At 61.8% G+C, this 12,680-nt stretch carries 8 protein-coding genes, 2 pseudogenes and 1 riboswitch; all 10 genes and pseudogenes read right to left on the reverse strand.

Annotated features, from left to right (window positions below; all coding sequences use genetic code 11):
- Positions 1 to 394 precede the first annotated feature (394 nt).
- A pseudogene (locus AC0QTX_RS18320) lies at positions 395 to 691 on the reverse strand (IS3 family transposase); the annotation flags it as partial.
- Between the two features lie 182 nt (positions 692 to 873).
- Positions 874 to 3,000: a response regulator gene (locus AC0QTX_RS18325; RefSeq protein ID WP_474605253.1), complete on the reverse strand. Its 2,127-nt coding sequence runs from the start codon at positions 2,998 to 3,000 to the stop codon at positions 874 to 876.
- Between the two features lie 281 nt (positions 3,001 to 3,281).
- Positions 3,282 to 3,983 (reverse strand): IS6 family transposase, encoded by a 702-nt coding sequence (locus tag AC0QTX_RS18330; RefSeq protein WP_474605254.1) that lies wholly within the window; start codon positions 3,981 to 3,983, stop codon positions 3,282 to 3,284.
- Positions 3,984 to 4,143: 160 nt separating this feature from the next.
- Positions 4,144 to 5,451, reverse strand: coding sequence for a D-amino acid dehydrogenase (locus AC0QTX_RS18335; RefSeq protein ID WP_474605289.1), 1,308 nt, complete (start codon positions 5,449 to 5,451; stop codon positions 4,144 to 4,146).
- A gap of 152 nt (positions 5,452 to 5,603) precedes the next feature.
- Positions 5,604 to 5,699, reverse strand: a riboswitch (glycine riboswitch).
- 160 nt (positions 5,700 to 5,859) lie between these two features.
- A pseudogene (locus tag AC0QTX_RS18340) lies at positions 5,860 to 7,429 on the reverse strand (amino acid ABC transporter permease/ATP-binding protein).
- A 38-nt stretch (positions 7,430 to 7,467) separates the two neighbouring features.
- Positions 7,468 to 8,451: an ABC transporter substrate-binding protein gene (locus AC0QTX_RS18345; RefSeq protein ID WP_474605255.1), complete on the reverse strand. Its 984-nt coding sequence runs from the start codon at positions 8,449 to 8,451 to the stop codon at positions 7,468 to 7,470.
- Between the two features lie 90 nt (positions 8,452 to 8,541).
- A complete protein-coding gene (locus AC0QTX_RS18350) occupies positions 8,542 to 9,402 on the reverse strand; it encodes a substrate-binding periplasmic protein (protein ID WP_474605256.1) in 861 nt (286 codons plus the stop codon).
- Between the two features lie 384 nt (positions 9,403 to 9,786).
- A complete protein-coding gene (locus AC0QTX_RS18355; RefSeq protein WP_474605257.1) occupies positions 9,787 to 10,848 on the reverse strand; it encodes an ABC transporter ATP-binding protein in 1,062 nt (353 codons plus the stop codon).
- Entirely contained in the window at positions 10,845 to 11,852 is a 1,008-nt protein-coding gene (locus AC0QTX_RS18360) for an ABC transporter ATP-binding protein (RefSeq protein ID WP_474605258.1), read from the reverse strand. The genes AC0QTX_RS18355 and AC0QTX_RS18360 overlap by 4 nt, the downstream gene beginning before the upstream one ends.
- Complete coding sequence (locus tag AC0QTX_RS18365) at positions 11,849 to 12,679, reverse strand: ABC transporter permease (protein WP_474605259.1); 831 nt, start codon at positions 12,677 to 12,679, stop codon at positions 11,849 to 11,851. Before AC0QTX_RS18365 ends, AC0QTX_RS18360 begins: the two co-directional genes overlap by 4 nt.
- Position 12,680: the final 1 nt, after the last annotated feature.

A 12,680-nucleotide genomic window follows, 5' to 3' on the forward strand; every position in this document is an offset into this window, starting at 1 on the left:
ACAGCTGATATGAAATATTTTCTCGAAGCCAGCGGGTCAAAAAAAGCCTCAGCGCCGCATCCAACATAGCAGCCGGGGCTGTTATTGGCACATTAATTGGGTTCCTGCTGTACCTTCAGCATCTCTTTGGTTCGGAGCCTGTCGAAGGAAGCCCCTATCTGAATGGGAAAGGCGAGATTGTGATATGTGCACTAGTCGGAGCCGTACTCCTCCCAGCCATTTTTGCAGCTTTCAGATGGGCCGCTAAGAGGTATCTAGCGGGTCTATTGACCTCCCTTAAGTCAACGAACCGCAGCGCATGAGTACCTACTCCCGCGACACCACCGCCATCTCCGAACTCACTGGCCAACCCGTCAGTGGATTTGCGTCGCTTAAGTGGAAAGGAATTTTGTAGTTATCCGGCCAGCCTTTCGAACTGAACCAGACTGACATAGTCGAGTGTCGAATGACGCTGCATGGGGTTGTAGAAGCCGTCGATGTAACGACCAATCGCCTCTTTAGCCTCCGTCCGGCTCTCGAACACGGTGCGCCAGACCAACTCGGACTTCAAGGTCTCGAAGAAGGCGTCTACCACCCAGTTATCATAACGGTTCCCTTTCCCTGACATCGAGATTCGGATGCCGTGTTTCTCTCAACTCGGCCTAATACCCGGTCGAACAATATTGACTGCGCGATCCGCGTGGTGGGTCAGCCTGAGCCATTAGGTTCTAGCCTATGAAGGTCAGCTCTCGCCGCTAATCCGGAGTTCCGGCTAAGGTCTGCCCGGTGCCAATTTCTGCCCCCCCGCGGTAGGATCTCGGTCGGTTCGGATTAGATCAAGCGGAGATAGATGATTACGAAGGCAACAATCGCGGTCTTCCAGTGAACGACCATCTAAGATCTGCGGAACGGCACCACGTTGATGGGCTCACAAGCTGGCGTGACGAGCGCCGCAATCGCACTCTCCAACTCATCCTGCCGGAACGGCTTCGTCAGGCGCGGAACGCCGAGCCCGCTCCGATCCGGCAGCTCGGCATGGCCGCTGGCCAGCAGGATCGGCATGGCGGGCCAGCTCGCCCGGATCTGCTCCGTCAGCTCCAGCCCAGTCATGCCCGGCATGGCATGGTCGGTCACCACAAGGTCGATGGATGGGGTCTCCCGCAGGATCCTCAGGGCGGCCTCGCCCGAAGAGGCCTCCACGACCGTGTGCTCCAGATCCTCCAGCATCGCGGCCGTGCTGGTCAGAACCAGGGGCTCGTCCTCGACAAGCAGCACGGTGCAGGCCCGATGGGCCGGACGCGTTATCGCCTCGCCAACAGATGCACCTCCTACCGCCCCGCCTTGCGGCAGCCAGATCTCGGCGGTCGTCCCAACACCCGCCTCGCTCTTCAGCTGCAGCGTCCCACCAGACTGGACTGCCAGGCCGTGGATCATCGAAAGGCCAAGGCCGGTGCCCTTCCCGACGCCTTTCGTGGTGAAGAACGGCTCGACGGCGCGCGCCAATGTCGCTGCATCCATGCCCATCCCGGTGTCGCTCAAACAGACGCAGACATAGGATCCTGAGCTCAGGCCATGATCGTTGTTGTCTGCAACCTCCTCAGCCCGCGCAGAAATCGTGATCGTGCCGCTGATCGGCATGGCGTCCCGGGCGTTCACCGCCAGGTTCAACAGCGCCATCTCCAACTGGTTCGGGTCGACCCTGACCGGCGGCAAGACAGGAGGAAATCGCGTCACGATCTGGATGCTCGGCCCCAACGAACGAGACAGCAGGTCGGTCATACCCGCCACCAGCTGCGGCACGTCAACAGCCTGTGGGGTGAGATCCTGGCGGCGGGAGAACGCCAGCAGCCGCTGGGTCAGGGCTGCACCCCGCTGTGCCCCCTGGATTGCTCCCTCCAGAAGCCGCCGCCCACGCTCGTCATCGTTGATGCGTTTGCGCAGGAGATCGAGGTTGCCGAGGATGACCGCCAGCAGGTTGTTGAAGTCGTGGGCGATGCCGCCGGTGAGTTGGCCGATGCTCTCCATCTTCTGCGACTGCAGCAGACGTTGCTCGGCGGCCAGGCGCTGCTCGCTCTCATGGCGCAGCCGAACCAGCGCTGCCTGTTCAGCCTGGGCCCGCCCCAAGGCGAGCCAGGAGACGAGGAAGAGGGTCAGAGCCGACAGCGCTGCTACCGCCCCGTAAACTTGCAGATTGCGGTACCAGGGCTGAAGGACCGCCTGCGTAGCGATGCCGAAGGCAACATAGGCCGGATAGGGAGCGACATGGCGGTAGGCATAATACCGCTCGCGTTGATCGGTGGAAGATATGCCCGACAGTCCGCCTGCGTCCGGACGGGCCGCGATGCTCTGCATCAGAGGGCTCTCCGGTCCTAGACGGGCATTGGCGGCTTGGACCGGAGATCGCGCCAGGACGGCGCCGTCCTGGCGGATCAGGGTCGCGACATGGGAGCCGGGCGGAGCCGCCTCCTGGAAGAAGCGGACGAAGTATGCGGGGCTGAGCGCAATGTGGATGATGCCGTCGAACCGACCGTCCAGGGAGGATCGACGGCGGCTGATCGCAAACGACAGGGTTCGTGTGGCCTTCCCCTCGAAGGCGGCGCTGATGTAGGTCCCGGCATCCCGCTCGCGCTGAACCTGAAACCACTCACGGTCAGCGATGCTGACGGCGTGATCCCAGCCTTGGCTGCCGGCGCGAACATGGCCGGTCGCATCAGTGATCCAGATCGACACCGCCTGCTCCAGGGGAGCCTTGAGCCGCTGGAGGAACGCGCTGGTCTCCGGCGCCGCGATCTCGTCCCAGGACATGGCATGGATGCGGTCGTCGACCCGGCCGATGGCGAGATCCACCGTGTCGAAGACCTTGCGGGCGTGCTCGTGCAGGATGGCCGTCGTCCGGGTGATCGTCTCTTGGTTGTCGCGCAGGACCTCCGTCCGGTTCCAGGCCGCTGCGGCGACGAACACGATACCGGGCACCAGGAGTGAGGCCACCAACAGCAGGCGATGCAGACGCACAGAGGACATCGGGCCACTAATTCCGGAGAAGGATGGGAAGAGATCAGGCGAGGAGACATGCGTAGGGCAAGAGCTGCTTATGCAGTCTCTTCGATGACATTGAGACTAAACCATGACAAGGCCACCATGGTCGGCGCTCGTGCCACCTTCCGCGCCCTTTTTTGTGATGCAGGGCAGTCCTCGAAGAAATGCCCAAGCTTTGGGGTGAACGGGCGCGATGCAGTCGTATCGGCGTTGTCACGTTAACTGACATCGGGTGCATTGAGGCGAATTCGGTCACCTTAATCGTCTCAAGCAGCGATATTAGCCGCGACTTTCCATTCCGCCATGGCATTGAGGCGGTGCAGACGCGTGGCAGGGGCAGGGCGGCTGGAGTGAGATGGGACGAAGAGATTGCGGACAGCAGAGAACACGCTGACGAACCGCTGCAGGTATCTGGGTGATCGAAAGCCTTGCCTCGCCCGCTCGCGTCGCCGGAACGGCAGATGCGAATTTTCCGCCCGATTGTTGAGCCCCTTGTGCGAGCGGTGCTCGATGTCTGGCATAATCTGACGCTGGGCAGCCGCATAGGAGCCGAGCTTGTCAGTGATCAGTCGCCGGGGTGGGCCGCCCTGCTTCCGCAGGAGACGCTTCAGCAAGCGTTTGGCCGCCTTGGTATCGCGGCGCGTCTGCACGACCTCATCGAGCACGTATCCATCCTGGTCAACCGCCCGCCACAGCCAGTGCTTCTGGCCGGCGATGGTGACTACGACCTCGTCGAGGTGCCAGATGTCGCGGCGGCTTGGTGCCTTGCGCCTGAGACGGCGGGCGTACGCCGGCCTGAACTTCAGCGCCCACCGGCGGACCGTCTCATAGGATATGACGATGTCACGCTCGAGCAGCATCTCCTCGACCAGGCGCAGCCTGAGAGGAAACCGGAAGTACAGCCACACCGCATAGGCAATGATCTCAGGCGGAAAGCGATGGCGCTTGTAGCTAACGGACTTGGTCATGCCGGACCATCTACACCACTCGATCTGATGCCTGGGTTAACGTGACAACGCCGTCCAATCAGCTATATTTTCTCGGTAACCAGCATCACATGATCTCATAGCTTGATTGGCAAGCCATTAAGTGGTTCGAGTGTAGGCCTAACAGCAACAGTCTCTGATTTTAGAGTGGGTGCAAAAAGGATGCGTTCCCTACATGAAGTTTAGCGGCAGCGTTCACTTGCTTAGAAGGTAAGCTCCGCTGAACCATCTCAGCCACGAGCTCGGATGTCGCTGCTGACAAGGTCCATCCGAGATGGCCGTGGCCCGTATTGTAGAAGATATTGGGCAGATGTCCTGGCTTCACACAGGGCATCATGTCGGGCATCATCGGCCGCAGACCAGCCCAGGGCACGACCCTCGATGTTGCGACATTAGGGAAGAGTTGCCGGACCCAGGCGATGAGTGGGTAGACACGGTCAGCCCTGACATCCCTGTTGAACCCATTGAACTCGGCGGTACCCGCGACACGAAATCGGTCGACACCTAAGCGGCTGGTCACAATTTTCGCCTTGTCATCGAGAAGGCTCATCCACGGCGCACTGTCCCGACTCTGAGCATCGTCCAGATGAACTGTGATCGAGTAGCCCTTGACGGGATATATATTCACCCGGTCGCCCAACCGAGCGGCAATCTCACGGCTCGCCGTGCCAGCGCAGACAACGACAGCATCCGTCAAGAGAGTTTCGAGTCCCGCCCCATTGCGGCTGGTCCCGGTCGAGGCCGCGCCCCAAGTGACTGTGACCCCATTCAATCCGTGGGAAATCCGCTCAACCGCCGCATCGTAGATGAAACGTGCACCCTTCCGGATACAGCTCGCGGCTAAGCCCTTCGTGAACTTGTGAATGTCTCCGGTGGAGTCGGAAGGCGTATAGAAGCCCGCATAGAACGAGCCATCCAAGGCAGGCTCCAAAGTGGCGATTTCCTCAGGCGTCACCGCACGCCGATCGAGGCCGCCTTCAAGCAAGAGCTCGTTGACGGAGGCGGCATGGTCGAACTCCACCTTGCTGCGATAGACGTGCAGGATGCCGCGTCTTTCATGATCGAAGTCGATGCGCTCCCGCTCGGCGATGGCGAACAGGCGTCGGCGAGCCTCGACGGCCAGACGGGCCGTCTCCACCGTATTGGCGCGGTAATGCGGAATTTGGCCTATGAACTCCGCAATCCATGAATATTTGTGCCAGCTGAAAGCGGGGTTCAGGAGCAGTGGCGCATCTTTCTGAACCATCCACCGCAATCCTTTCAGGATCGTCGAGCGATGGTTCCAGACTTCCGCATTGCTGGCGGAAAGCTGGCCTCCGTTGGCGAACGATGTCTCCATGGCAGGATAGCGATGCCGTTCGAGCACGGTGACGTCGTAGCCACGCTCCAACAGGGAATATGCGGTGGTCACGCCGGTGATGCCGGCGCCGATGATAGCAATGTGAGGCAAGGGAATTCTCCCCAAGACAGAGGACGGGATGAACTGCCGCAAGGCAGTCCGACGATCCCCATCTGTCTCGGGTACCTGAGAGCTTCACCGCTCAGCGCTTGACGCGCGGCGGTATCCCCTTCGGTGGGCGCACCGCGCCTCTCTCCAGATTGTCCGGCGGAACGGTCCTTTTGCCTGAGAGTTTCCGGGGAGTTGCTCCATCGGCGTCCGGCTCGATTTCTCGTCCGGATCTCTCCCGCATCGCCTTATCGGACGGTTCATGCTTTCACATGAATGCTTGCATGACAAGCTGTTACTTCCAAATCATCACTATAAACCTTACAAGGTGTGTATCTATACTGGCGGCATCGCGCGCCCATCAGTCCGGCGGGTAGGAAGCGCGTCTTTTGCAGGTTGCCCGTCCACCTCCTAAAGCATCTGGGAGAGGAACTCCTTGAGACGCGGCGAGGATGGCGCGTGGAAGAGCTCTTCCGGTGGGCCGCATTCCACGAGCCTGCCCTTGTCGAGAAACGCGACTTGGTTGGCGGCCTCGCGGGCGAAGCGCAATTCGTGCGTGACCACCACCATAGTCATGCCGGATGCCGCGAGCCGTTTCATGATCTCCAGAATGCCCTTCACCAGCTCGGGATCGAGGGCGGAGGTAGCTTCATCGAAGAGCATCACATCGGGCTGCATCGCGAGCGCGCGTGCGATGGCCACCCTTTGCTGCTGCCCGCCGGAGAGCTGCGATGGCCGGCGGTCCTTGAAGGCGCGCAGCCCGACCTCGTCCAGTTGCGCCTCGGCGATGCCGGTCGCTTCGTCCTGCGACATCTTCCGCACCCGTGTCAGCGCGAGGGTGATGTTGCGAAGCACGGTCATGTGCGGAAAGAGGTTGAAGTTCTGGAACACCATGCCGACCCGCGAGCGAACGGCGTCGATATTCGTGCCCGCCTTGGTGATCTCTTCGCCTCCGATGAAGATGCGCCCAGAGGTGGGCTCCTCCAGTCGGTTGAGGCATCGTAAAAACGTGGACTTTCCCGAACCCGAGGGGCCGATGACGCAGGTGGTGGAGCCGGGCTCCACGGCGAGGTTTACGGCGTGGAGAACGAGATGGCCGTCGAAGGCCTTGCTGACGGCCTCGGCGCGGATCCCTGCCGTCTGTTGAGATGAAACCATGGTGAGCCTCCTGTCGCTAAGCGTTTTCGAGCGAAGTGGATACCGGTTCGTGTGAAGAAAACGCGATAGATCTCTAAGCCTGCTGCGTCTGGAGCGATGCCAGTTCGACAGGACGGCGTGCGCCGTCGCGCAACCGCGTGTCGAATGCATTGACCGCATAGGTCAAAGGAATGGTCAGGCACAGGTAGACAAGTCCGGCCGCCACCATGGGCGAGAGATTGCCGGAGATGTGCGAGGCATCGGATGCGATGCTGAAGATCTCGCGCTGGTCCGGCAGCAGCCCGAGGAGATATACCAGGGAGGAACCCTTGATGATATGGATGAACTGCCCCGTCAGGGCCGGCAGCACGCACCGGATTCCCTGAGGGACAATCACCCACCGCATGGTCTCAAAATAGGACATGCCGAGGGAGCGCGATGCTTCCATCTGGCCGCGTTCGACGCTTTGGATCCCGCTGCGGAAGATTTCGCTGATATAGGCGCCTTCGATCAGCCCGAGGGCAAAGGCCGCGTAAGCATAGCTGCTCTGACCGAAGATGCGAATGCCGGCGATGGGAAGCCCCTGCCCGATCAGGTAGATGGTCAGGATCACGGGCAGGCCTCGGAACACGTCCACGAAGGTGCGAGCGGGTAACCGTATGGCGGCGTTCTGGCTGATCAGCATCATCGCCACGATGAGGCCGATGATCGTGCCGATCACGACAGCCAGAAATGCCAGAAGAAGCGTGTTGGGAACACCGACCATCAGCATCTCGGGAAAGATGCCGAGAATTTGGTCGATGTCGAAGAACGTGCGCCATAGTCTCTGCAAACCGTCCGGCATACTGGTATCTCCCTGATGCTCGCTCCTTCCCGTCCGGCTTATCGCGAGACCTTGGCCTTGATGGCATCGAACCCGGCGAAAAGCTCCTCCGGCCGCGCCGCGGTCGGGATCAGGCCCTGGGCGAATTGCTCATGGCAGATCATCGCCAGCATGCGCTTGTGCGCGTCCGCTTCCGTGCCGAAGGGAGGGATGTCGCCCGAGAAATCCCGCACCTGCGTCTCGATCTCTTCCATCGCCCAGGGCGAGCTCTCGGCGAATTTCTTTCCCTTGATCCACCAGATATTCCAGGATTTCTGCAGAGCCTCATAAAGGGTCATGACCGCCTGCGGGTGCGCCGCGGCAAAATCGCGCCGGACGGCTACGATATGAAAACCGGGATAGACACCGGTACGTTGATGGAATTCCCGTTCCACCTCGCGAAAGTTCCGCACGAGACGACGGAACTCGCCGTTCGGCTCGAAAACAGAGTCAGGCATGAACGCCGTGGTGACCGCATCGATGCTGCCATCGCGCAAGCTGCCCATGAGGGTCTGGCCGGAGCGCAGGAACTGCGTTCCCTGCGGCGGCTCCACGTCCAGGTGTGTAGGTGGCTTCAGGGGCGTCGCCTCGTCGAGGTCGCCGATCACCCAGTTCACGTCCGTCACCTCGACACCGGCATCCCGCACGGCGGCGCGCGCCCACATGGTTCCGGTATCGCTCCAAGAATTCGTGCCGACACGCGCGCCCCGCAGGTCGCTCAGGTTTTCCAGCGGACTGTCGCGGCGGACGATGTAGTTCCGGTGCCGGAAGCCACGAAGGATGAAGGCGGGAAGTCCGATGATGCTGTCGTCGCCCTTGGCGGCGGCCAGCACATAGCGGTTGAACGATACCTCGGCGGCTGCCAGGTTTTCAGGAAGCGTGCTGACCATGGGCACGCGATGATCCAGGCTCAGCTTTAAGCCCGGCGTCGGCACATCGCCGAGAAACAGCGGCACCAGATGATCGTAGGCGCGCAGGGTCATATTCACTTGGAGTTCGGACATGGCTGTCACTCACGGTTGATGTCGGTGGTGTTGCGTCAGCAGGGACGACCGGCGGAGAAGAACTGTCCGGACATCCGCGGAAAACGGGTGCTATGAGCGGGGCGCCGGAACGCCGGGAGCGCGCTGTGCATCGAGGCCCGGATAGTCCTTGTACATGGGCTCGGGCAGCGCAGCGCCCGCATGCCATTTGTCGAAGATCCTGACGTAGGTTCCGTCCTTGACGAGTTCGCGCAGTCCATCGTCCAGGGCCTTGCGCAGGGACTCGTTGCCTTTGCGGACCGGGAAGGCGTTCGGATAGGGAGTGGGTGTGCGCGCGACGACTGCGAGATGCGGAAAGCGCTTCAGCGTTTCCTCGAGCAGGGCGCTGGCGGTGAGGACGCCATCCACCTTCCCGGCATTGAGCGCCGCAACGGCGGCTGTGTCATTCGGGAAAGCCATCAGTTTGATCTCAGGGTGGTTGTCCACCATGTAGCGTTCCTGAATGCTTCCCTTGTTGATGCCGACGACCTTTCCGGCGAGAGCCTTGTAGCCGTCCAAGCCGGAACTCTTGTCCACCACCAGCGGGAACCAGCCGTAGTACCAGGAGCCCGAGAAATCGACGACGGCTTCGCGCTCCGGCGTTCTCATGAGCCCCATGGCGGCTAAATCGTATTGCCGGTTGGACACCGCTGGCAATGCGCCCGCGAGATCGGCATGGGCGCGGAACTCTGTCTTGAGGTTGAGGCGTCTAGCGATCTCTTCGACGATCTCCACGGCCATGCCTGTCGCCTTGCCGTCCTTGATGAAGGAGGTGGGCGGCGAGGCGGGGTTGAAGAGCACCGTTAGCTGGCCAGGCGTGACCGTGTCCAGGGCGCTCTTTCCGGCATCCTGCGCCTGCACCGGCCCCAGAGCGGAGCCCAGAGCCAGGGTAAAGGCCCCTATCAAGCAACGAAGCGATTTCGAATGTCTCATCACATCTCTCCGAAAGGCGGACCAATTGCGGTTGAGGGCGCATGCCATGCGCCATCTTTCAGGCTTCGGGTCACGGGAAAAGCTTGAGCATCGTCGATGCTCGGCAATGCTGCCGGACCGGCCCGAAATCCTGATGTCAGGTCATCTTACGCGGGGCCTGAATCGTGGAAAGATTGAAACATTTCGATGAGCCATAGGCCGACGCTATACTCTGCCGGGTCGGAGTCATCCCTACGCATGTTCCATGGCTGCACAGCTTCCAACAGGCCGCGCATGTGCCGGAACTTCTCCCGAGAATCGTGAGGATCATCGTGTGCAAACGGATGCAGGACAGGACTGTTTGAAAGCCCGCTCGCTTCAGGGCCTGGAGCTTTACGAGTGCCGCTAGAACGATGCGCAGCCCATAGTCATGATCGGTGCATCGGCCGTCATGGAACCGCGATGCTGGTGCTGCGCAAGGCTCTCCGCGTGATGGCAGGCAACCACGTGCTCGGCTTCGAGATCGCGCAGGAGCGGCTTGGTCGTCCGGCACACCTCGGTCGCGTACGGACAACGGGTATGAAATGGGCAGCCGGAAGGGATGTTCATGGGGCTCGGCGGATCGCCCTGAAGCTTCACGGCCTTGCGGCCCCTCCTCGGCTTCGGCACCGGCACGGCAGCCAGGAGAAGCTTGGTGTAGGGATGAAGCGGATTGGAGAAAATCCTCTCGGTCGGACCGCTCTCCACGATGCGCCCGAGATACATGACGGCAACCTGATCGCAGAGATACCGCACGACAGACAGATCGTGCGAGACGAACAGATAGGTCAATCCGAGCTGGCGCTGCAGCTGGATCAGGAGATTGAGGATCTGCGCGCGGACGGATACGTCGAGGGCCGAGACCGGCTCGTCGAGAACGATGAAATTCGGACGGGACAGCAGCGCCCTGGCGATGGCGATGCGCTGACGCTGACCGCCGGAGAACTGGTGCGGAAAGCGCTCCAGGGCCGCTTCGGTAAGGCCGACGGCCCTGAGGCTCTCGACGATCCGGCCGCGCCGCTCGGCGGCACTGAGGTTCTCCATGGCCCGAAGGGGCTCATCCAGGATCGTCTTGATCCGCAGGCGAGGATTGATGGCGGAGTATGGATCCTGGAAGACGATCTGCATCTCGCGGCGCAGGGCACGCAGCTTGCGCGGGCTCAAGGCAGTCAGCTCCGTGACCGCGTCGTCCTGCCCTTCCGCCCGGAACAGGATGTTGCCGCCAGTGGGTTTTTGCAGTTGAAGGATGGCGCGGGCGAGCGAGCTCTTGCCGCAGCCGCTCTCGCCGACGAGCCCGAAGGTCGCGCCGGTCGGGATCGAGAGGCTGACGCCGTCCACCGCCCGCACGGCACCGACGACGCGGCGGAAGACGCCCTTGCGGACCGGATAATGAACTTCGAGATTGTCGATGCGCAGACGATCGCTCATGCCTGAGCCTCCACGACGGCGGGGTAAAGCCAGCAGGCCACCGCCTGCTCCGGCGAGATCGCCGTGAGCGCAGGCATCAGCTCGCTGCATTTCAGCATCGCGTGAGGGCATCGGCCAGTGAAGGGACAACCGACGATGACCTCCGTGACGGGCGGGACCTGGCCTGGGATCGGCGTGAGCTCGACGCGCTCGCCACTGGCGGGCGGCAACGACGACATGAGCCCCTGGGTGTAGGGATGCGCCGGATTGTCGAACAAGGCGTCGATGCCCGCCTTTTCGACCACATAGCCGCGATACATGACGATCACCTCGTCCGCGTTCTCGGCCACGACGCCGAGGTCGTGCGTGATGAGCAGGGTCGCCATTCCGAGCTGTTCGCCCAGCTCCCGCAGCAGCTCCAGGATCTGTGCCTGAACCGTGACGTCGAGAGCCGTGGTGGGCTCGTCCGCGATCAGCACGCTCGGGGAACACGCGATGGCGATGGCGATCATCACGCGCTGGCGCATGCCGCCCGAGAGTTCGAACGGGTAGTTCCTGGCCCGCTGCTCGGGTGCCGGGATGCCGACGAGCCTCAAAAGATCGACGGCCTTGGCCGAGGCGGCCTTACGGGACAGGCCCATGTGATAGGACAGGCTTTCGGCGATCTGGTCCCCAACCGTATAAACGGGATCGAGAGCCGTCATGGGGTCCTGGAAGATCATGGCGATCCGCCGCCCCCGGATCTGCCGCATCTGCGCGCCGGACGGATCGAGCTGCGCTATGTCCCGAGTCTCTCCTTCCATATCGAGTAGAATGGAGCCCTCGCTGATCCTGAGAGGTGAGGACAGCAGGTTCATGGCGGACAAGGCCGTCACGGACTTGCCGCATCCGCTCTCGCCCACCAGAGCCAAGGTCCGGCCGCGATAAAGCTCCAGATCGACTCCGTAGGCGATCCGCCGCGCGGTTGTCTTGTGGCTGCCGATGTCGATGCTGACATTGCGCATCTGGAAGACCGGGGCATTCATCGCAACACTCCCTGCAGGCGGGGATCGAGACGATCCCGGATCCAGTCACCGACGAAGTTGTACCCGATGGCGGTGGCCATGATGGCCATTCCCGGTGCGGCTGTGAGCCACCATGCGGTGTCGAGCTCGTTGCGTCCCTCCTGCAGCATGCCGCCCCAGGAGGGTGTCTCGGGAGGCGCGCCGAGCCCCAGGAACGACAATCCGGATTCCATCAGGATCGCATAGGCCAGCTCCAGGGTGGCGATCACCATGAGCGGCCCCACCATGTTGGGAAGCACATGAACGGCGAGGGTGCGGGGAAGCGAGATCCCGGCAGCCTTGCAGGACAGGATGTACTCCTTCTCCCGAAGCTCCAGGGATAGCGAATAGGTGATGCGTGCGAACTGCGCCCAGCGCACGACCGCAAACGCGATGATGAGATTGGTCAAGCTCGCGCCCAGCACGCTCATGAGCACGAGGGCTAGGAGGATGAAGGGGATCGACAGAACGATGTCGGCCGCAACGAGAACCAGCGACTCGATCGCCCGGCCCATGAAGCCTGCGGCAAGCCCGAGGGGGATGCCGATCAGCGCCGAGACGCCGACGGCCCCGAAGGCGACCGTCAGGGACACCCGCGTGCCGTAGATGATGCGACTCATCACATCCTGCCCTAGCCGGTCCGTGCCCAGGAGATGAATGCCGCCTTCGCTAGCCTCGGCCAGAGGCGCCGCGAGACTGTTGATGATGTCCTGCTCGTTAGGATCGAACGGAGAGATCCATGGAGCCAGGATGGCCGCAATGACCACGATGAGCAGAATGCCAAAACCCAGAATGCCTTTTTTCGCCATG

This window comes from Microvirga sp. jy35 (assembly GCF_056148915.1).

Excerpts from the sequence above, each read along its gene's own strand:
- AC0QTX_RS18350 (WP_474605256.1), bottom strand. The coding sequence starts at position 9,402 with ATGAGACATTCGAAATCGCTTCGTTGCTTGATAGGGGCCTTTACCCTG.
- AC0QTX_RS18345 (WP_474605255.1), bottom strand. The coding sequence starts at position 8,451 with ATGTCCGAACTCCAAGTGAATATGACCCTGCGCGCCTACGATCATCTG.
- AC0QTX_RS18365 (WP_474605259.1), bottom strand. The coding sequence starts at position 12,679 with ATGGCGAAAAAAGGCATTCTGGGTTTTGGCATTCTGCTCATCGTGGTC.
- AC0QTX_RS18330 (WP_474605254.1), bottom strand. The coding sequence starts at position 3,983 with ATGACCAAGTCCGTTAGCTACAAGCGCCATCGCTTTCCGCCTGAGATC.
- AC0QTX_RS18355 (WP_474605257.1), bottom strand. The coding sequence starts at position 10,848 with ATGAGCGATCGTCTGCGCATCGACAATCTCGAAGTTCATTATCCGGTC.
- AC0QTX_RS18360 (WP_474605258.1), bottom strand. The coding sequence starts at position 11,852 with ATGAATGCCCCGGTCTTCCAGATGCGCAATGTCAGCATCGACATCGGC.
- AC0QTX_RS18325 (WP_474605253.1), bottom strand. The coding sequence starts at position 3,000 with ATGTCCTCTGTGCGTCTGCATCGCCTGCTGTTGGTGGCCTCACTCCTG.